Genomic DNA, 19153 nt, shown 5'->3' on the forward strand with positions numbered 1-19153 from the left:
TAAACGATTCAGGATACGAATACCAACAAGGCGATTAAATTTTTTACTATAGAGGAATTGGACAAGTTGCTCAACAAGCTAAAGGAACCTCAAAAAAATGCAAAGTATCAACATTCAATACATTATTATGCGCTATTTTCTCTCATGGCGCGGACTGGGCTCCGCATTGGTGAAGCCTTGGCTTTAACCTGGGATGACATAAATTTTGAAGAAAACACCCTTACAGTCAACAAGATGCTGGTTTATCCAACTAATTTAACACCATACCTTTCCACCCCTAAATCACAAGCAAGTTTACGAACCTAAAACTCGATGAGAACACAGTCCATTTTATGAAAAAGCATAAAATCAACCGGAATGAAGTTGTTTTGAAATACAAAAATTATAAAAGACCATAAACCAATATTATATTTTTTCAACATGATGGTCGTTGGCTCCGGACAAACGTTGTCAGAGAAATATTTCAAAGAAGTATGTAAAAGGGCCTGTTTACCGATTCAATCCCCACATGCTCTTAGACATAGTCATGCGGTTCACCTTCTTGAAGCCGGCGTTAATATTAAATATGTATCAGAAAGGTTAGGGCATTCGAGTATAAAAATGACCGCAGATACATATCTCCATGTCACAAAAAAATTGAAGACCAAGCAATGGATTTGTATCTGCGGTATACAAGCATATAAAATTTGTGGGTGTTTTGTGGGTGCAATCAAATATCAATCTGATCACACCCTTTGATATTAAAGGTTAACCGATGGACCCTTCCATCTCGAATTTGATAAGACGGTTCATTTCAACCGCGTATTCCATTGGCAGTTCTTTTGTGAACGGCTCGATGAAGCCCATGACGATCATTTCTGTCGCTTCTTCTTCAGAAATGCCGCGGCTCATCAAGTAGAAGAGCTGCTCTTCAGATACTTTGGAAACCTTTGCTTCGTGCTCTAATGAAATGTTGTCATTCAAGATTTCATTGTAAGGAATCGTATCAGAAGTTGATTTGTTATCCATGATCAGTGTGTCACATTCGATGTTTGAGCGGGCGCCTTCGGCTTTGCGTCCGAAGTGGACGATTCCGCGGTATGTGACTTTTCCGCCTTGTTTAGAAATCGATTTTGAAACAATCGTTGATGACGTATTCGGTGCAAGGTGAATCATTTTCGCGCCTGCATCCTGATGCTGTCCTTTGCCTGCCAATGCGATGCTGAGCGTCATACCGCGCGCGCCTTCGCCTTTCAAAATAACGGCAGGATATTTCATTGTCAGCTTGGAGCCGATGTTTCCGTCGATCCATTCCATTGTCGCATTTGCTTCGCAAACAGCACGCTTTGTCACAAGGTTAAAGACGTTGTTTGCCCAGTTTTGAATCGTTGTATAGCGGCAATATCCGCCGTCTTTGACGATGATTTCAACGACCGCGCTGTGAAGGGAGTTCGTTGTGTAAACAGGTGCAGTACATCCCTCTACATAGTGAACGTGCGCGCCTTCGTCAACGATGATCAGCGTCCGTTCAAACTGACCCATGTTTTCTGAGTTGATGCGGAAGTAAGCTTGCAGCGGAGTATCGACTTTTACGCCTTTTGGCACGTAGATGAATGATCCGCCGGACCATACCGCTGAGTTAAGGGCCGAGAATTTGTTGTCAGTCGGCGGGATGACTTTTGCCCAGTGCTCGCGGAAAATGTCTTCATTTTCTTTGAGGGCGCTGTCTGTGTCTTTGAAGACGATGCCTTGAGACTCAAGGTCTTCCTTCATGTTGTGATAAACAACTTCTGATTCATACTGCGCGGATACACCGGCCAAATATTTTTGTTCAGCTTCGGGAATCCCAAGTTTGTCAAATGTCTGTTTGATTTCCTCAGGAACTTCATCCCATGATCTTTCTGAACGCTCAGAAGGTTTTACATAGTACGTGATTTCGTCAAAGTTTAATGAGTTTAAATCCCCGCCCCATTGCGGCATTGGCATATTGTAAAAGTGTTCAAGAGATTTCAGGCGAAAATCGAGCATCCACTCTGGCTCTTCTTTCATGCGTGAAATTTCTTCAACGATTTCTTTTGTCAATCCCCGCTCTGAACGGAAAATGGAAACGTCTTTGTCGGCAAAACCGTATTTATATTCGCCGATATCCGGCATTTTCTTGGCCATCCATTTTCACTCCAATCTTTATTCATTATCGCTTTCTTCTTTTGCAACGCCTTTTTCAAGTGCTTTCCATGAAAGGGTTGCACATTTAATCCGGGCTGGAAACTTTGAAACACCTTGAAGGGCTTCGATATCGCCCAAGTCGATCGAATCGTCGTAGTCTTTGCCCTGCATCATATCTGAAAAGATCTGTGACATCTGAAGGGCGGTCTCCACGTCTTTTCCTTTAATCGCCTGCGTCATCATGGAAGCGGATGCCATGGAAATGGAACAGCCTTCACCTTCAAATTTTGCATCTTCTACTTTATTGTCTGTTACCTTCATCGTCAGTCTGATCCGGTCACCGCATGTCGGATTGTTCATGTCAACGACAATGCTGTCATTTAAAACCCCTTTATTTCTCGGATTTTTGTAGTGATCCATAATCACCTGCCGATACAGTGTATCCAAGTTTACATTAAAAGACATTTGTGAAATACTCCTTTGTCTTATGAAGAGCTTCAATCAGCTTATCGATGTCTTCTTCTGTATTATACAGATAAAAGCTTGCTCTTGCAGTAGCGGAAACATTCAGCCATTTCATCAAAGGCTGTGCACAGTGATGTCCGGCTCTGACGGCCACTCCTTCTGCATCAAGCACAGTTGCGACATCGTGCGGATGAACATCTTCAAGGTTGAATGTCACAAGTCCTGCCCGCTGTTTCGGACCGTATACAGCAGCGCCTTCAAGCTCTTCAAACCGTTCCAGTGCGTATACAGCAAGACGATGTTCATGCTCGGAAATTTCATCGAGCCCGATGTCTTCAAGGAAGTCAATCGCTGCACCCAAACCGATTGCACCCGCAATAATCGGTGTGCCGGCTTCGAATTTCCAAGGCAGCTCCTTCCAAGTCGACTCGTAAAGACCGACAAAATCAATCATTTCTCCGCCGAATTCTGCGGGCTCCATGTTTTCAAGCAATCCTTTTTTACCATACAATACCCCGATCCCGGTCGGACCACACATTTTGTGGGCTGAAAAGGTAAAGAAATCACAATCCAAATCCTGGACGTCGATCTTCATATGCGGTGTGCTTTGCGCACCGTCAACGACCATCACCGCACCGTTTTCATGGGCGATTTTGGCGATTTCCTTGATCGGGTTGACCGTTCCAAGCACATTTGATACATGGGCAGCTGACACAATTTTCGTGTTGGCTGTCACCGTCTGTCTGACGTCATCCAAAGAAATGGTTCCGTCTTCCTGCAGCGGGATGTATTTCAAGGTTGCGCCGGTTGCTTTCACCGCCTGCTGCCATGGAATAATATTCGCATGGTGCTCCATCGGGGTAATAACGACTTCATCACCAGGCTTCAAGTTGGCGCGGGCATAGCTGAGTGCAACCGTGTTTAGGGCCGTTGTCGTGCCCCGCGTAAAAATAATTTCCTGCATCGATTTCGCGTTTATAAACTTCCTGACCTTCTCACGTGCCCCTTCATATCCATCGGTTGCTTTCGTTCCCAATGTATGAACGCCGCGATGGACATTAGAATTATAAGATTTATAATACTCATCAAGAGTGTCGATGACAGCACGCGGCTTTTGAGATGTAGCCGCGCTGTCCAAATAAACAAGATCGTGTCCGTTGACCTGCTGGTGGAGAATCGGAAACTGTTCGCGAATATCATTGACATTCATTATTTTACTTTCCTTTCAATTACAGAGACGAGCTGCTTTTTCACGCCTTCGATCGGCAGTTCGTTGACAACCGGTGCAAGGAAGCCGTAAATGACGAGGCGCTCTGCTTCTTCTTTCGAAATTCCGCGGCTCATTAAATAGTAGAGCTGAACAGGGTCGACGCGGCCGACAGATGCAGCGTGGCCCGCTGTTACGTCATCTTCATCGATCAAAAGGATCGGGTTCGCATCGCCGCGCGCTTTTTCGCTGAGCATGAGTACGCGCGACTCCTGTTCGGCATTTGATTTTGATGCGCCGTGCTCGATTTTTCCGATGCCGTTAAAGATCGAAGATGCGGAGTCTTTCATGACGCCGTGTTTTAAAATGTAGCCTTCAGAATGCTTGCCGTGATGAATGATCTGTGTCGTAAAGTTTTCGGTTTGTTCCCCTCTGCCGACGACAACTGTTTTTGTATCGCCAAACGTGCCGTCTCCATAGAGATTCGTCGTATTTTCTGAAACGGTGTCTCCGTCATTCATCAAACCGAGCGCCCACTCGATTTTGCTGTCGCGTCCAAGCGCTGTTCCGCGGCGGTTGACATATGCGGTAACACCGGCGGAAAGATTGTCTACCGCTCCGTATTGGACGCGGGCATTCGCGCCTGTGATGACTTCCGATACAATATTGAACACGGCTTTTTTAGGGTTGACCGTACTGATGTAGTTTTCTACATACGTGACTTTACTGTTGTCGTCTGCAACAACAAGCACGTGGTTAAACAGCGCAGTATCGTTGCTTTCATGGACATAAACCGCTTGAACAGGAGCTTCAAGCTCGACGTTTTTCGGAACATAGAGGAATGCTCCGCCGTTCAGCAGTGCTGCATGCAGTGCCGTTAATTTATGCTCATCAGCCTTAACGCCGTCTTTCATAAAGTATTTTTTGACAAGCTCGCCGTGTTCACGGAAAGCAGTATGAATATCTGTAAAGACCACGCCTTTATCCTGAAGCTCTTTAGAAAGGGACAGGTAAGCCGGTGTTTGATCTCTTTGAACATAGAGCGTTTTGTCTTCATTCTCAAGATCGATCAGCGATTTGACTTCATCTGAAAGATCATTCAAGGAATCAAGCGCCTTATTTTCTACAGTATGCTTATCAAACTGTGTGAAATTCCAATTTGTGATTTTTGTTTTATCAGGCTTAGGCAGCGGCAGATCTGCTGCTTTTTCAAGCGCATCTAAGCGTAGGTCTTGCAGCCAAGCCGGTTCCTGATGCTTCTCAGAGAAGCTTTTGACATATTCCCGATCAACAGATAGTTTTGTTTCCAATGTCATGTTTATCCCCCTAACGCTTACGCTTCTTGACCGACAGTTTCGTCATCGATTCCCAGTTCATGCTTAATCCAGTCATATCCTTCCGCCTCTAGACGCTGTGCAAGCTCAGGACCGCCTGATTTAACGACGCGGCCTTGCATCATCACGTGCACACGGTCAGGCGTGATGTAGTTTAAGAGGCGCTGATAGTGCGTGATGATCAGACAGCCGAAGTCCTCGCCGCGCATTTTGTTGATTCCTTTTGATACGACTTTCAAAGCGTCGATGTCCAAGCCTGAGTCGATTTCGTCAAGGATGGCGATTTTAGGTTCGATCATCATCAGCTGCAGGATTTCATTGCGCTTTTTCTCCCCGCCGGAAAATCCTTCATTCAAATAGCGCTGTGCCATGTCAGGGTCCATTTCAAGAAATTCCATGTTTTTATCCATTGTGCGGATAAATTTCATGAGAGAAATTTCGTCTCCTTCTTCCCTGCGCGCATTGATGGCAGAACGAAGGAAGTCGGCATTTGTGACGCCGCTGATTTCACTCGGATACTGCATAGCCAAAAACAAGCCGGCCTGTGCGCGCTCGTCCACTTCCATTTCCAGAACATCTTTGCCGTCAAGCAGGATGCTGCCTTTTGTCACTTCGTACTTAGGATGCCCCATGATTGCCGCGGATAAAGTCGATTTACCCGTTCCGTTCGGTCCCATGACAGCGTGGAATTCCCCGCCTTTTATTTCAAGGTTTACACCCTTTAAAATCTCTTTCCCTTCAATCTCAACGTGAAGATCTTTGATTGTTAATGTCGAAGCAGCCATGAAATATACCTCCAATATATATAATCATTATTCTCAATTTATTCTCATTCTAATTTTATAACAAATGAAAATTGAATACAACAAAAGTCTCTATCTTTTGCATGTACATGTTTTCAAGTGTAACAAAAATCGTTTTTTTCTTAAAGAGATTACGGCAAGAAACTTCCCCTGTCCAAAGCCATCCAATAAAAACGATTATTTACATTTCCATGAAATCTGAAGGTCTGCCGGGAGGTTTATCAGAACGGCAGCAAAATCCTTAAAAAACACGCGGCCTGCTGTGAAAACGGTTCGTTCTCAATTGCATGAATCGTGATGGGAATGATGCTCCCCTTCTATTTGTACGGTTACATGCTCCAAATTAAATTCTTTCCTTAGATATTCTGATACTTGTTTTAAGATTCTATCCCTGTCACTGTTGTCACTGACCGTCAAATGGCAGCTTAAGGACGGAAAATCAGATGTAATCGACCAAATATGGAGATCATGAATGTCCTTCACAGACGGAATCGAAAGCAGCCCTTTTTTGAGCGCGTCTAGGTCGATATGCTTCGGCTTTCCTTCCATTAAAACATGAACCGAATCTTTTGCTACACGCCAGCCGCTTATAAGCACCAAGAAAGCTACAAGAACGCTTGCAATCGGGTCGGCGATATTCCAATTGAAAAACAGCATCAAAAGCCCGGCGATGATGGCACCGACTGAGCCCAGCATATCGCCGACTACGTGGAGAAATGCGCTCCTTATATTTAAATTTTCACTTGTACCGCCTCTCATTAACACCCAAGCTGCGGCTATATTAATGAACAGTCCGATTACTGCAATCCCCAGCATTCCGAAGCTTTCGACTTCAGGCGGATTGAAAAAGCGCTGGAACGCTTCCCAGAAAATATAAAGCGAGATCGCAAGCAAGGTGATGCCATTGATAAAGGCGGCCAATATTTCAAAACGCTTATATCCGTAAGTTTTGTTTGCGGTTGCCGCCTTTTCTCCAACTATAACGGCAAACAGGCTTAACCCCAGTGCAGCGGCATCGCTGAGCATATGCCCGGCATCTGATAGAAGGGCGAGGCTGTTTGTCAAAATCCCGCCGATGATTTCAACTGCCATAAAAGTAAGGATTAGACAAAAGCTGGTCAGCAGCGCTTTTTTACTGGCGTGATGGGCATGATTATGGTTGTGGTGGCTGTGGGAATGGCTCATTGAGAAACCTCCTCCAAAAATTATAATATGATCATATATTCATATTAAACCTTTGCATTTTGTCAGGTCAACTGTTATCGCAAGTGATATGTAAAAGGGCGGATATCATCCGCCCTCTGTTTTATCCGTTCATCAATTTCATATCTGTAACGATCTGTTTGCCTTTTTGATAATGCTCTTCACGCCTTTTCTCGACTTCGAGCCGATTCTCATGGCTTCTGCTGTATTCTTGGTAGCCCATGCCATGGGACTTGTGCATCGCTTTTTCCATTTCTGCCGTAAATTCAAGGTCAAGCTGATCTTGGCTTGAACAAATAATGAATCATCCTCTCAGAGATTTTCTTACATGATACCAATTATATACAGACTCTGCAAAGATGAGTATGCTTTAAATATGCTGATCTCTGTCGATATTCCGGCATTTCACAGGCGATGAATAGAAAATTCTTTTTATTTCTCGATCAGTGTTTCATTTGTTGGAATTCTTCCATGGCCTGCAGCACGAGTGTGACGGCTTGGCTCATTGCTGCTCCTCCGCCAAATGCTGCGGTGACGCCGACGGCTTCAAGAATTTCCTCTTCTTTCGCTCCGCAGTCAAGACAGCCTTTGATGTGGTAAATAATACAATATTCATCCTGGGTATTGACGCTGATTCCAAGTGCGATCAGCTGCTTTTCTTTTTCGCTTAATGCACCTTGTTTAAAACATTCTTCAGTAAACTTATTGTATTTGGATGCAATGCCCGGCATTTTCTCCGAAAAGATGCCGATTCCCGCTTTATATTCCTGCAGAGCGGATTCTATGATGCTTTCTGATTCATGCTGGTTCACGGTTGCTTCCTCCATTTGCAATTCATTTTTCATTAGTATGGCCCGTATTTCAAAAATTACGCGAAAAAACCCCGGTTTTCTGCAAACCGGGGTTTGTAGATTGTTGACAAAATCCTAAAACGGTTTAAAGTTTTAGAATTTTGTCATCCTTTCAGCGTGATTGAAAACCCTTGCAGTCTAGGAAGGGTGAGCATCGGAGCGGAGCGAATGTTGGAATTCGTGAGCACCGACGCGCAGGCCTGACAACGAATGCGAGGGTTTGTCGACACGCTGAAAACCCCGGTTTTCTGCAAACCGGGGGTTGTTTCCTTTATTCAGATACAGAAATGACAGAGCCTTTGTATTTTTCATCGATGAATTTTTTGATGTCATCAGAACGCAATACTTCAAGAAGCGCTTTGACTTTATCTGAATCTTCATCACCTTTGCGCACCGCAATGATGTTTGCATAAGGATTGTCTTTTGGAGATTCGAGTTCAATTGAATCTTCTTTCGGATTCAGCTTGTTTTGGATCGCATAGTTCACGTTGATGAACACGGCGTCAGCTTCATTGTTTTCATATGCTTTTGCCGTCATTTCAGGCGCGACATTGTTTTTGATGTTTAGGTTTTTCTTGTTTTCCGTAATATCCTTCACCGTTGCGTCTACTTTGTCAATGCCTGATTTCAGCTTGATCAAGCCGGCTTTTTCAAGCATTGCCAGCATGCGGCCCTGCTCAGCGGCGTTGTTGCTCATAATAATGGTTGCACCGTCAGGCAGGTCATTTAATGATTTATATTTTTTTGAGTAGATGCCGAATGGCTCAAGATGGACTGCACCGACATTAACTAAATCATAGTCTTTGTTTTCTTTTATTTCCTGCTCAAGATATGGAACATGCTGAAAGTAGTTCGCGTCAAGATCTTTAGAAACGAGCGCTTTGTTGATCAGTTTGTAGTCTGTGAATTTCTCGATTTTAAGCTCGTATCCTTTTTCTTTCAAAAGCGGTATTGCTTCCTCAAGAATTTCGGCATGCGGCGTCGGCGTCGCTCCGACAGTGATGACCTTGCTGTCTTTATCACCTTCGCTGCTAGAAGATCCGCAAGCAGCCAAAACGCCGGCAAAAATGATGAATAAAGCAGTTAATAAACCTTTTTTCATGTTGATGTCCTCCCTAACGTTTGTCTAATTTATTTGTAATCAAATCCCCAATAAACTGGATGATAAACACAATAGCCAAGATGAAAATAGTTGCGATTAATATAATATCGGGATTATTCATTTGGAATCCGTCTACATATGCAAGGTTGCCGAGTCCGCCCGACCCGATCGCACCGGCCATGGCGGTTGAACCGATCAGCGCAATCGCTGTAACCGTAATGCCCGAAATGAGCGCGGGCATTGATTCCGGCAGGAGCACTTTGAAAATGATCGTTGATGTTTTCGCCCCCATTGATTTCGCCGCTTCAATCACACCTTTATCGACTTCGCGCAAAGCGATTTCCACAAGGCGGGCATAGAACGGAGCGGACGCTATAATCAGCGCTGGAAGTGCCGCGTTCGGCCCCAGAATGGTACTCATTAAAAACTTTGTGAAACCGAGAAGCAAAATAATCAATATAATAAATGGAATAGACCTGAACACATTGACGATTGCCGCGATCACCGCATTAATCGCTCCGTTTTGCCAAATATTCCCTTTTGAAGTCAAATACAGCAGCATACCGAGAATGACTCCGATGATAAAAGCAAAGAAAAGGGAAATTCCTGTCATATAAATCGTTTCATATGTGGCTTCCCACAGCTGCTCCATGTCTACATTGGGAAACAGTTTTTCAAACATTTGTGATCACCTCAGCTTCTACCTGCCGGCTCTTGATGAATTCAACCACTTCATTGACTTCATGCGGCTCTCCATCTACATGAATGAACAATGAACCATAAGCGCCGTCCTGCGTTTGCGAGATTTTCCCTTGAAGAATGTTGATTTCAACATCAAATTTTCGGATGATCTGCGTAATCAGCGGTGTTTCAGCTGCTTCGCCGACAAAGGCGAGCTTAATCGTCCGCCCTGATGTCGTTTCATCAAGGAACTGTTTCAAGGTTTCCTTCGTTTCTTCCGGTTCGGTTACCTGCTGAACAAAGCGCTTTGTCATTTCTTCCTTCGGTTTTCTGAAGACGTTCAATACATCGCCTTCTTCGACAACCCTGCCGTTTTCCATGACGGCCACTCTGTGGCAGATTTTTCTGATGACATGCATCTCATGTGTGATCAGGACGATCGTCAGTCCGAGTCTTTCATTGATATCAGACAGAAGACCCAGGATCGAGTCAGTTGTCTGCGGATCAAGCGCTGATGTCGCTTCATCACAAAGGAGAACTTTCGGGTTGTTCGCGAGCGCCCTTGCGATCCCGACTCGCTGCTTCTGTCCGCCGCTCAGCTGGGAAGGATAGGCGTTCTCTTTTCCTTCAAGACCGACGAGCTTAATCAGTTCAGCGACTCTTTTTAAACGTTTTGCCCTGCTGACGCCGGCAATTTCCAGCGGGAAGGCAATATTGTCGCGGACTGTTCTCGACCATAAAAGGTTGAAATGCTGAAAGATCATGCTGATTTCCTTTCTCGCATCCCTCAGTTTTTTCCCTTTGATTTCGCCTATCGTTCGGCCCGCGACTTCAACTGTACCTGAAGTCGGCTGTTCAAGTCCGTTCAAAAGACGGATTAAGGAGCTTTTTCCAGCTCCGCTATATCCAATAATTCCGAAGATTTCACCTTTTTTTATCGTAAGGGTGACATCCTGGACAGCATTGACATCTCCATGCTTTGACTGATAAACCTTTGAAACACCTTGAAGATTTATCAAAGCCATCACCTGCTTTCTTGCTCTATTCTTCGACGTCTAAGTCAAGTATGCTTCCTGAATTCCTGATGATCAATGAAAAAAGCCTTTCTGCACACTTGAGCAGAAAGGCTTTTGAAAAGTCTTGGCCTTTCTCTCATCTTTCAAAGCTTAACGCTTCGTGTGAATTGGCACCATTTCAACATATGTTGATGGTTGCCGGGTTTCATAGGGCACTTCCCTCCACCTCTCTGGATAAGAGAATCATATATTCATTTTTTAATTTATGATGATCGGAATTCTTAAATTAAGATATCATGCGAAAAAATAGTTGTCAACTACTTTTCTTAAGACAAACGGCCTACCCGATATGATCAACAGGTAAAAGAGGCGAACTGAATGTCCGCCTCACTGTTCTGCCTTAACACTGTCAATCTGTCGTTTTTCCAACATTTTAAGAATTTTATAAATGAAGGTCGCTGTTTTTGAAGAAACCGTCCGTAAGCCATAAAATCGCTTCGAGCTTCAATAAAGCCCTGAAAGAGCCTTTTACCTTGACGGTGCCGCGCTGTACGAGCTGCTGCAGGGAAATATCTCCATGAAGAAGGTCGATAATCTCGCTTTGATCCCCAAAAAAAGTCAAATGAGCATTTTTCGGTATGGCTGATTTTTCCATTTCCCCCTGTTCATTGATCGCTAACGTAAAAGCTTCTTTTTCACCTTGAAATGTAATCAGCAAAGCCGTTGTGGATAATAGAGGTTTTAAAAAAAGAGACCGGTCCTCTCTTTCTATCAATCCTATTTTCTCCAACTGTATAACCTCCTGTAAATTGGTCATACTTACAGATTCTCTGCATACAACGGGAGTCCTTTATGAATTGCTCGACAAGTTTTTGAGGGTTATTTCCCGAGAAATATGTCAAAAACACCCTTAATCAACAGCATTTTGTTTAATCATATCATATAAGTGGGAAACAGAATGAAAAGCATACTCTTTTTTGACGATGCGCCCGTTCTTATAAAGGAGAAAACACGGCACACTTTCAATTTCATGCTGTTTGGCGAATGTTGGGGAATAATTGAGATTATTTTTATAGAAAGGAACATCTGCAAGCATGTCGTCAACGACTTCCAGCATTCTTCCGGCCAGCTGGCAGGTCCCGCAAAAAGGGGTGTATAAATACAATAGACAGGTCTTTTGCTCAAGCTGTTTTAATTCTCGTTCTTGAAGTTCCTGCATATGTTAAACCGCACCTCTATACTTTTTTATCATAAAAATTTTGTATGCACTCGAATATTTGACCGAAAGAGGATTTCTGCCACATGGTGATCCGGGGCTGAAGCGACTTCCTTATAGGCTTTATCAATATACAAATGGGATGCTTCAGGCAGTTCCCTTTTGAGCTTCCGGCGCAGCTTTTCACCGGACTCATCGGCATCCACCAATATGTAAACGTCTTTATCATACAGATTCTCGGCAAATTCATCGAGCTTTGTTTGGCTGATCGTTCCGTTCGTGCATATAATGTCAACAGGTTCTTCGATGACACGTTTTACCTTCAGCTTATCGGATTTCCCCTCGACGATCATGACTTTTTCGATTTCTGGCATATGGATCACCTTTAAGAGAAAAATAGATTTTTTGTGAAAAAAGGCAGTGAATATTCACCGCCTGAGCCGTTTAACACCAGCCTTGCTGGTCATCACAGTCTACATATTTTGCATCGGGTGCACTTGTGGTATCAGCCATTTTGTAGAATTTACCATCTTGGAAATAGTATCCAGATTCCAGTTCGTATTGATCCATGCCGGTCATACGGCCGATTGGTTCATTTTCATGATACAGCTGCATGCCGCCGTCTTTAAAATGGCCCTTCACATGTTCTGTTATATCAATCCGCTCTTTTTTCAGCGTCAATTTGGACACCCCCTCTTTTTATAGAGTATCCAAATGACGGGCTGCTATCCTAAATTAGGCTTCTTTTGTCATTTCATCATATTGTTCTGCAGTCATCAAGCCGTCGATTTCTGAAGTGTCAGCCGGTTCAACGACAATCATCCATGCTTTCTCATACGGAGACTCATTGACAAATTCAGGGCTGTCTTCCAAATCTCCGTTTATTTCAACGACTTTCCCGTTGATCGGGGCGTATAATTCTGAAACGGTTTTAACAGATTCAACGCTTCCAAAAGGCTCGTCCGCTTTAATCTCGTCTCCCACTTCAGGAAGCTCGACAAAAACGATGTCTCCAAGCTCGGATTGGGCAAAATCAGTAATCCCGATTCTGACTTTGTCTCCTTCAGTCTTAACCCACTCATGTTCTTCCGAATAACGCAATTCTTTTGGTGTGCTCATGCTAACCCCTCCATAAAATGTTTTAAATCATCCTACATTGAAGATATCACATATTCATACATTATAACCAGTACGTCTTAAACTGATCTTCTTTAAAACCGACGGTTACTTTCCTGCCGTCAGTTGTAATCGGACGTTTGATCAGCATACCGTCGGAAGCCAGCAATTCAAGCTGTTCATCTTCAGACATGTCTTGCAGCTTATCCTTTAAGCCAAGTTCGCGGTACTTTTGTCCGCTCGTATTGAAAAACTTTTTCAATTCAAGTCCGCTGTTTTCAAAAAGCTGTTTCAGCTTTTCTTTGCTCGGCGGCTCTTCAGCGATATGTATCCCGTTTACTTCTACTCCGTGATCTTCAAGCCACTTTTTCGCTTTTCGGCAAGTCCCGCATTTCGGGTACCAATAAAAATCCAAAGCCATGCGTTCACCCCTCTCGAATGATCCGAGGCTATTTTAACACAGATCTTTTTAAAAACCTAAAACGTTGCTTTCATCAGGCAGCTAAAAAGCCCCGCTGTAATTGCAGGGCCTTTTCATTAAACGATGAATTTCTCTGCTTCAAAGACTCCTTTGGCAGCTTGGCGTTTTTTCTCAATGACATTGACAGGCGTAAAGCGTGTCAGTTTACGGAGGGCGGACAGCATCATCCGCAGCGAATCGCCTGATTCCACCGCAATTAACGATTCTTTTGCATGGCTTTCAATTTCCTGAAAAGCTTCCTGTGTGAAAATTTGCGTATACAGGATTTTCTGTGCATTTTTTTCTTCGCCAAATGCCGAGACAGCTTTTTCGGTTCTTAAAATGGCTGATTCCATCGCATAAACTTGGCTGACAATATCAGCGATGTTCACGAGGATCTCCTGTTCTGCGTCGATCGCTTTTCCGTATTTTTGTGCAGCAAGCCCTGCGGTCAGCAGCGCGATCTTTTTGGCATTTTTCAGCAAATGCTTCTCCTGTTCCAAGACCCCGTCGCCCGGTTCTTCAGGCATGAGCATCATCAGCTCTTCCTGAAGCGCCTTTGCTTTCTCAAAGAGCGGCAGCTCCCCTTTTAAGGCTTTTTTCAAATATGTGCTCGGTACGATGAGGCGGTTGATTTCATTTGTCCCTTCAAAGATCCGGTTAATCCGTGAATCGCGGTAGGCGCGCTCCACTTCGTATTCCTGCATAAATCCGTAGCCGCCGTGGATTTGGACGCCTTCGTCAACAATATAATCAAGCGTTTCTGACCCGAATACTTTATTTAACGAACATTCGATGGCGTATTCGGCAATTGCTTTTGCAATCTGCCTCCCGTCTTTTTGGTCTTCTTCGCTCAAGGTGCCCATTTTGTCTTCAAAAAGCCCGACCGTCCGATAAACAGAGCTTTCCATCGCATAGAGTTTCGCTGACATGTTGGCGATTTTTTCGCCGATTAGGCTGAATTTGGATAGCGGCGTCTTGAACTGTCTGCGCTGATTTGCGTAGGCAGCTGACAGCTCAATCACCCGTTTGGAAGCGCCGATCGTACCGACGGCCAGCTTATAGCGTCCGATGTTTAATATATTGAACGCAATGATATGACCCTTTCCTGGTTCACCTAACAGGTTTTCCTTTGGTACTTGAACCTGGTCTAAAATGAGTGTGCGGGTTGATGAGCCTTTAATACCCATTTTTTTCTCTTCCGGTCCTGTCGAAACGCCCGGAAAGTCTTTTTCAACAATGAATGCCGAAAAATGTTCACCGTCTATTTTCGCATATACGATAAAAACATCTGCAAAAGCGGAGTTTGTGATCCACTGTTTTTCTCCGTTTAATATATAGTGAGTGCCCGCTTCATTCAAAACGGCTGTCGTTTTTGCCCCCAGCGCATCAGATCCTGAGCCCGGCTCTGTTAATGCATATGCGGCAAATTTTTCGCCTGAAGCAAGCGTCGGCAGATACTTTTCTTTTTGCTCGTGTGATCCGAAGAACACGATCGGCAGCGTCCCGATGCCGACGTGAGCGCCGTATGATAAAGAAAAACTGCCTGCTCTTGAAAATTTTTCGGTGATGAGTGCCGAACTGATTTTATCAAGGGCGAACCCGCCAAATTCTTCCGGGATGTCGGCGCCGAGGAGTCCGAGCTCCCCGGCTTTTTTCAGAAGCCTGACAGAGTGCTCGAAATGGTGTTCTTCAATCTCATCAATATGCGGAAGAACATCGCCGATAATATAATCTTCCGTCGTTTTGGCAATCATTTTATGTTCGTCAGTGAAGTCTTCAGGTGTGAACATCTGGTCGGCTGTCACATCTTCTACAAGAAAAGCGCCGCCTTTTTTCAAATCATCCTTTGTTTGTTCCATGATCCCATCCCCTTTATTTAAACTAATTCAAATACTCCTGCTGCTCCCATGCCTCCGCCGATGCACATCGTCACAACGCCGAATTGTTCATTTCTGCGCCGCATTTCGTGGATCAGTGTAAGGGTAAGCTTTGTGCCCGTACAGCCGAGCGGATGACCCAGCGCGATCGCTCCGCCGTTTACATTGACCTTTTCTTCATCGATGCCGAGCGCCCTGATGACCTGAATGGCTTGTGAAGCAAATGCCTCATTTAATTCGAATAAACCGATATCCTTCAGCTCAAGCCCCGCCATCTTCAGCGCGCGCGGCACCGCTTCTACAGGGCCGATGCCCATCACTTCCGGAGGAACGCCTCCGACCGCAAAGGAACGGAATTTTGCAAGCGGTGCAAGCCCCAGCGCATCCGCTTTCTCCCTGTCCATGATCATCACCGCGGCACCTCCGTCACTCGTTTGCGACGAATTCCCGGCGGTGACCGAACCTTTTGCCGAAAACGCCGGCTTTAAAGCAGAAAGAACTTCACTGGTTGTGCCTGCGCGTACGCCTTCATCACAAGCAAAGGTAAACGTCTGTTCCTGAAGTTGATGGCTTTCATCAACTTCTCTGACGGTTACTTCCACAGGGACGATTTCCTCCGCAAATTTTCCTTCTGCAATCGCCTTGGCCGCTTTTTGGTGGCTGCTGACAGCAAATGCATCCTGGTCTTCCCTTGAAACGCCATATTTAACTGCAACCTGTTCAGCCGTATGGCCCATTCCCATATAATATTCAGGCGCTGTTTCAGCCAGTGCCGCATTCGGTCTGACGATATGCCCCATCATCGGAACGATGCTCATCGATTCGGCACCGCCGGCAATGACTGTATCCGCTCCGCCGAGCATAATTTTCTCGGCCCCGTATGCGATGGACTGAAGCCCTGATGAACAGTATCTGTTTATCGTTACGGCCGGAACCGTATGGGGGAGGCCCGCAAGCGCACCGATATTCCGGGCCATGTTGAGGCCTTGTTCGGCCTCCGGTGTGGCACAGCCGATAATTAAATCATCGATATTCCCTTCATAGCCGTCCGCTCTTTTTAATGTTTCTTTAACTGCGCATGCGCCTAAGTCATCGGGACGGACTGTCCTCAATGAGCCTTTTTTTGCTTTTCCGACCGGGGTTCTCGCACCCGACACAATGACTGCTTCTTTCATGTTTTTCCCTCCTAATTACGCAAAGGTTTGCCTTTCACAAGCATATGCTGCATTCTCGCCTGGGATTTCGGTTCGCCGATAAGGCTCAGAAAAGCTTCTCTTTCCAAATTGAGCAGATATTCTTCCGTTACTTCCGCGCCGTAAGGAACCCTGCCGCCGGCAATGACAAACGCCAGCTTTTTCGCGATTTTCATATCATGTTCAGAAATGGCGCCGGACAAATGTAATGTTTCCGCACCGAGGAGAAGCGCCGCATAGCCGGTTTCACCGACAACCGGAACCTTCTGTTTGACAGGCTGGCGATAGCCGTTTTCGTGAAGCGTCAGGACGAGTGATTTGGCATCGTACAGCAGGTGATCCTGGTTCATGCTGACTTGATCTTGTGCGGTTAATATATTTAATTCCGTTGCTTCATGCGCTGAAGTCGATGTTTTTGCAAGGGCAATCGTTTCAAACGCACGGTTTGCCGCCTGCTGAATATCAGCGTTGACGCCTTCTGGAAGCCCTTTTAAATGATTCAGATAAAGTTCTTTATTGCCCCCGCCTCCCGGAATCAGGCCGACGCCTGTTTCGACAAGGCCCATATACGCTTCACTTGAGGCTTGAACACGAGCAGCGGGCAGGCACAGTTCTGTTCCCCCTCCGAGTGTCATGCCGAATGGGGCAGCGATGACCGGTTTAGAACTGTATTTTACTTTCATCATCGTCTGCTGGAATTGACGGATGATCATCTCAATTTCCATGTAGTTGTCATCCTGGGCTTCCATCAGCATCATCGCAAGGTTGGCGCCGACGCAGAAATTTTTGCCTTGGTTGCCGATTACGAGCCCTTTATAGTTGGCATCTACTTCTTCGAGCGCAAAGTTCAGCATTTGGATGATATCAAAGCCGATCGCATTGCTTTTCGAATGAAATTCCAACAGTGCGACATCATCTCCCAAATCGATTAAACTTGCACCGCTGTTTTTCTTTATGACGCCTTTTGTTTCTTTAATTGAAGCTAGATGAATATTTTTCTTGTTTTCTTCCAGCACCCGGTATTCGCCGCTATTGAAACAATAGTAAAACGTTTTTCCGTTTTCTTTAATGTAAAACGTCTCATATCCTTTCCCGAGCATTTCCTTCACCCAATCTGCGACCTTCCAGCCGTCGGCTTCAAGCTTTTCAACCGAAGCTTTAACACCGATGCTGTCCCACATTTCAAACGGGCCGTCTGACCAGCCGAATCCCCATTTCATCGCCTGATCGACAGCCGCAATGCTGCCGGCGATTTCTCCTGTCAGATCTGCGGAATACATAAGAGTGGGCGCCGTGATGTTCCAGAGCAATGCCCCAGCCCGGTCATCCGAATGGATAAGCGCTTTCATTCTTGCTCCATAGCCTTTGATTTGCTTGGCCCCTTCAAGTCCGGATGTCTTTAATTTTTTTCGTTCACCGTATGTCATTGTCATCGGATCAAGTTCAAAAATGTCTTTTCCTTCTTTTTTATAAAAACCTTGTTTTGCTTTGCTGCCGATCCAGCCTTTTTCGAGCATTTTTTCGATAAATTCAGGCAGACGGAAAACGTTTTTTTCTTCGCCATCCACTTGGTCATAAACATTTTTGGCAACATGTGAAAAAGTGTCGAGACCGACGACATCCAGCGTTCTGAAGGTGGCGCTTTTCGGCCGCCCGATGAGAGGCCCCGTAATCGAATCCACTTCGCCTATCGTATATCCGCCTTTCAGCATCTCCTGAACCGTGACAAGCAGTCCGTATGTGCCGATGCGGTTGGCGATAAAGTTTGGCGTGTCTTTCGCTTCAACTACCCCTTTGCCGAGCACGTCCTCGCCGAATTTTTTCATAAAGGCGAGCACTTCAGGATCTGTTTCATCAATCGGGATAACCTCAAGCAGTTTTAAATAGCGAGCCGGATTGAAAAAGTGTGTGCCTAAAAAATGCTTTTTAAAATCAGCAGATCTTCCTTCAGCCATTTGCCTGACGGAAATGCCTGACGTGTTGCTGCTGACGATGCTTCCCTGTCTTCTGTACTGATCGACTTTTGAAAACACTTGCTTTTTGATTTCTAAATTCTCAACAACAACTTCAATAATCCAATCGGCATCTCTGATTTTCTCAAAATCATCTTCCATGTTCCCTGTACTGATATAGCTGATGTTTTTCTTTGACGTCAGCGGGGCCGGCTTTTGCTTCAGCAGTTTTTGCACGGCTGTCTGAGTCAGCCGGTTGCGTACTTCGCGATCTTTCAGAGTGCGGCCTTTTTTCTTTTCCTCCTCCGTTAATTCACGCGGAACCATATCGAGCAATAAAACCGGAATGCCGATATTGGCTAAATGAGCCGCAATTCCCGATCCCATCACTCCCGATCCTAAAACAGCGGCTTTACGAATATGCTTGACCATGAATGATCCTCCCTCACCTTTGAATGAATACTCATTCATTTTTACTCCAAAAAAATAAAAACTCTTCTGTCTTCTTTCATCTTAAAAGATTTTGGAA

22 protein-coding genes and 1 riboswitch are annotated in these 19153 nt (G+C 45.0%); of the genes, 2 read left to right on the top strand and 20 right to left on the bottom strand.

The window, feature by feature from the left end; all coding sequences use genetic code 11:
* Window positions 1–66: 66 nt before the first annotated feature.
* Together RBH91_RS18160 and RBH91_RS18165 are read left to right on the top strand one after the other, a co-directional pair.
* The gene (locus tag RBH91_RS18160; RefSeq protein ID WP_307892431.1) at window positions 67–306 is read left to right on the top strand and encodes a tyrosine-type recombinase/integrase; all 240 of its coding nucleotides are present in this window, start codon (window positions 67–69) and stop codon (window positions 304–306) included.
* 117 nt (window positions 307–423) lie between these two features.
* Window positions 424–738, top strand: a complete 315-nt coding sequence (locus RBH91_RS18165; protein WP_307894788.1) for a site-specific integrase — start codon at window positions 424–426, stop codon at window positions 736–738.
* Window positions 739–747: 9 nt separating this feature from the next.
* Here RBH91_RS18165 and sufB read toward each other — a convergent pair whose 3' ends face one another.
* The 20 genes from sufB to RBH91_RS18265 all read right to left on the bottom strand — a co-directional run bounded on the left by sufB (window position 748) and on the right by RBH91_RS18265 (window position 19056).
* Window positions 748–2145 (bottom strand): Fe-S cluster assembly protein SufB, encoded by a 1398-nt coding sequence (gene sufB / locus RBH91_RS18170; protein WP_076760719.1) that lies wholly within the window; start codon window positions 2143–2145, stop codon window positions 748–750.
* 18 nt (window positions 2146–2163) lie between these two features.
* Window positions 2164–2610 (bottom strand): Fe-S cluster assembly sulfur transfer protein SufU, encoded by a 447-nt coding sequence (gene sufU, locus RBH91_RS18175; protein ID WP_076760720.1) that lies wholly within the window; start codon window positions 2608–2610, stop codon window positions 2164–2166.
* On the bottom strand, window positions 2600–3820 hold the full coding sequence (sufS, locus tag RBH91_RS18180) for a cysteine desulfurase SufS (RefSeq protein ID WP_307892432.1): 1221 nt from the start codon (window positions 3818–3820) through the stop codon (window positions 2600–2602). Before sufS ends, sufU begins: the two co-directional genes overlap by 11 nt.
* The gene (sufD, locus tag RBH91_RS18185) at window positions 3820–5133 is read right to left on the bottom strand and encodes a Fe-S cluster assembly protein SufD (RefSeq protein ID WP_307892433.1); all 1314 of its coding nucleotides are present in this window, start codon (window positions 5131–5133) and stop codon (window positions 3820–3822) included. Before sufD ends, sufS begins: the two co-directional genes overlap by 1 nt.
* A gap of 17 nt (window positions 5134–5150) precedes the next feature.
* Window positions 5151–5936, bottom strand: coding sequence for a Fe-S cluster assembly ATPase SufC (sufC, locus tag RBH91_RS18190; RefSeq protein WP_076760723.1), 786 nt, complete (start codon window positions 5934–5936; stop codon window positions 5151–5153).
* Window positions 5937–6233: 297 nt separating this feature from the next.
* Window positions 6234–7139: a cation diffusion facilitator family transporter gene (locus tag RBH91_RS18195; RefSeq protein ID WP_307892434.1), complete on the bottom strand. Its 906-nt coding sequence runs from the start codon at window positions 7137–7139 to the stop codon at window positions 6234–6236.
* Window positions 7140–7260: 121 nt separating this feature from the next.
* Window positions 7261–7398, bottom strand: coding sequence for a YuzK family famiily protein (locus RBH91_RS18200; protein ID WP_162274720.1), 138 nt, complete (start codon window positions 7396–7398; stop codon window positions 7261–7263).
* Between the two features lie 202 nt (window positions 7399–7600).
* Window positions 7601–7984, bottom strand: coding sequence for a carboxymuconolactone decarboxylase family protein (locus RBH91_RS18205; RefSeq protein ID WP_076760936.1), 384 nt, complete (start codon window positions 7982–7984; stop codon window positions 7601–7603).
* A gap of 295 nt (window positions 7985–8279) precedes the next feature.
* A complete protein-coding gene (metQ, locus tag RBH91_RS18210) occupies window positions 8280–9110 on the bottom strand; it encodes a methionine ABC transporter substrate-binding lipoprotein MetQ (RefSeq protein ID WP_307892435.1) in 831 nt (276 codons plus the stop codon).
* A gap of 13 nt (window positions 9111–9123) precedes the next feature.
* Window positions 9124–9792, bottom strand: a complete 669-nt coding sequence (locus RBH91_RS18215) for a methionine ABC transporter permease (protein WP_307892436.1) — start codon at window positions 9790–9792, stop codon at window positions 9124–9126.
* Window positions 9785–10810, bottom strand: a complete 1026-nt coding sequence (gene metN, locus RBH91_RS18220) for a methionine ABC transporter ATP-binding protein MetN (protein ID WP_307892437.1) — start codon at window positions 10808–10810, stop codon at window positions 9785–9787. The genes RBH91_RS18215 and metN overlap by 8 nt, the downstream gene beginning before the upstream one ends.
* Window positions 10811–10940: 130 nt before the next feature.
* A riboswitch (SAM riboswitch) is annotated at window positions 10941–11048 on the bottom strand.
* A 201-nt stretch (window positions 11049–11249) separates the two neighbouring features.
* Entirely contained in the window at window positions 11250–11597 is a 348-nt protein-coding gene (locus tag RBH91_RS18225; protein WP_307892438.1) for an SCP2 sterol-binding domain-containing protein, read from the bottom strand.
* A gap of 120 nt (window positions 11598–11717) precedes the next feature.
* On the bottom strand, window positions 11718–12026 hold the full coding sequence (locus tag RBH91_RS18230; RefSeq protein ID WP_307892439.1) for a thioredoxin family protein: 309 nt from the start codon (window positions 12024–12026) through the stop codon (window positions 11718–11720).
* A gap of 29 nt (window positions 12027–12055) precedes the next feature.
* On the bottom strand, window positions 12056–12397 hold the full coding sequence (locus tag RBH91_RS18235; RefSeq protein ID WP_307892440.1) for a toprim domain-containing protein: 342 nt from the start codon (window positions 12395–12397) through the stop codon (window positions 12056–12058).
* 70 nt (window positions 12398–12467) lie between these two features.
* A complete protein-coding gene (locus tag RBH91_RS18240; protein ID WP_307892441.1) occupies window positions 12468–12704 on the bottom strand; it encodes a YusG family protein in 237 nt (78 codons plus the stop codon).
* A 54-nt stretch (window positions 12705–12758) separates the two neighbouring features.
* The gene (gcvH, locus tag RBH91_RS18245; RefSeq protein WP_076760731.1) at window positions 12759–13142 is read right to left on the bottom strand and encodes a glycine cleavage system protein GcvH; all 384 of its coding nucleotides are present in this window, start codon (window positions 13140–13142) and stop codon (window positions 12759–12761) included.
* Between the two features lie 61 nt (window positions 13143–13203).
* Window positions 13204–13560: an arsenate reductase family protein gene (locus RBH91_RS18250; protein ID WP_076760732.1), complete on the bottom strand. Its 357-nt coding sequence runs from the start codon at window positions 13558–13560 to the stop codon at window positions 13204–13206.
* A gap of 116 nt (window positions 13561–13676) precedes the next feature.
* Window positions 13677–15461 (bottom strand): acyl-CoA dehydrogenase FadE, encoded by a 1785-nt coding sequence (locus RBH91_RS18255; RefSeq protein ID WP_307892442.1) that lies wholly within the window; start codon window positions 15459–15461, stop codon window positions 13677–13679.
* A 17-nt stretch (window positions 15462–15478) separates the two neighbouring features.
* Window positions 15479–16654 carry an acetyl-CoA C-acetyltransferase gene (locus RBH91_RS18260; RefSeq protein ID WP_307892443.1) on the bottom strand — a complete coding sequence of 392 codons (1176 nt, stop codon included), beginning with the start codon at window positions 16652–16654 and terminating at the stop codon, window positions 15479–15481.
* 11 nt (window positions 16655–16665) lie between these two features.
* Window positions 16666–19056, bottom strand: a complete 2391-nt coding sequence (locus RBH91_RS18265; protein WP_307892444.1) for a 3-hydroxyacyl-CoA dehydrogenase/enoyl-CoA hydratase family protein — start codon at window positions 19054–19056, stop codon at window positions 16666–16668.
* Window positions 19057–19153: the final 97 nt, after the last annotated feature.

The organism is Bacillus swezeyi (assembly GCF_030908325.1).
Lineage (GTDB): Bacteria > Bacillota > Bacilli > Bacillales > Bacillaceae > Bacillus > Bacillus swezeyi.

Coding starts and splice junctions, on each gene's coding strand:
- RBH91_RS18165 (WP_307894788.1), top strand. CDS start 424: ATGGTCGTTGGCTCCGGACAAACGTTGTCAGAGAAATATTTCAAAGAA.
- RBH91_RS18260 (WP_307892443.1), bottom strand. CDS start 16,654: ATGAAAGAAGCAGTCATTGTGTCGGGTGCGAGAACCCCGGTCGGAAAA.
- RBH91_RS18200 (WP_162274720.1), bottom strand. CDS start 7,398: ATGCACAAGTCCCATGGCATGGGCTACCAAGAATACAGCAGAAGCCAT.
- RBH91_RS18205 (WP_076760936.1), bottom strand. CDS start 7,984: ATGGAGGAAGCAACCGTGAACCAGCATGAATCAGAAAGCATCATAGAA.
- gcvH (WP_076760731.1), bottom strand. CDS start 13,142: ATGAGCACACCAAAAGAATTGCGTTATTCGGAAGAACATGAGTGGGTT.
- RBH91_RS18235 (WP_307892440.1), bottom strand. CDS start 12,397: ATGCCAGAAATCGAAAAAGTCATGATCGTCGAGGGGAAATCCGATAAG.
- RBH91_RS18195 (WP_307892434.1), bottom strand. CDS start 7,139: ATGAGCCATTCCCACAGCCACCACAACCATAATCATGCCCATCACGCC.
- sufB (WP_076760719.1), bottom strand. CDS start 2,145: ATGGCCAAGAAAATGCCGGATATCGGCGAATATAAATACGGTTTTGCC.
- RBH91_RS18230 (WP_307892439.1), bottom strand. CDS start 12,026: ATGCAGGAACTTCAAGAACGAGAATTAAAACAGCTTGAGCAAAAGACC.
- sufU (WP_076760720.1), bottom strand. CDS start 2,610: ATGTCTTTTAATGTAAACTTGGATACACTGTATCGGCAGGTGATTATG.
- metQ (WP_307892435.1), bottom strand. CDS start 9,110: ATGAAAAAAGGTTTATTAACTGCTTTATTCATCATTTTTGCCGGCGTT.
- RBH91_RS18250 (WP_076760732.1), bottom strand. CDS start 13,560: ATGGCTTTGGATTTTTATTGGTACCCGAAATGCGGGACTTGCCGAAAA.
- sufD (WP_307892433.1), bottom strand. CDS start 5,133: ATGACATTGGAAACAAAACTATCTGTTGATCGGGAATATGTCAAAAGC.
- RBH91_RS18215 (WP_307892436.1), bottom strand. CDS start 9,792: ATGTTTGAAAAACTGTTTCCCAATGTAGACATGGAGCAGCTGTGGGAA.
- sufS (WP_307892432.1), bottom strand. CDS start 3,820: ATGAATGTCAATGATATTCGCGAACAGTTTCCGATTCTCCACCAGCAG.
- RBH91_RS18255 (WP_307892442.1), bottom strand. CDS start 15,461: ATGGAACAAACAAAGGATGATTTGAAAAAAGGCGGCGCTTTTCTTGTA.
- sufC (WP_076760723.1), bottom strand. CDS start 5,936: ATGGCTGCTTCGACATTAACAATCAAAGATCTTCACGTTGAGATTGAA.
- RBH91_RS18265 (WP_307892444.1), bottom strand. CDS start 19,056: ATGGTCAAGCATATTCGTAAAGCCGCTGTTTTAGGATCGGGAGTGATG.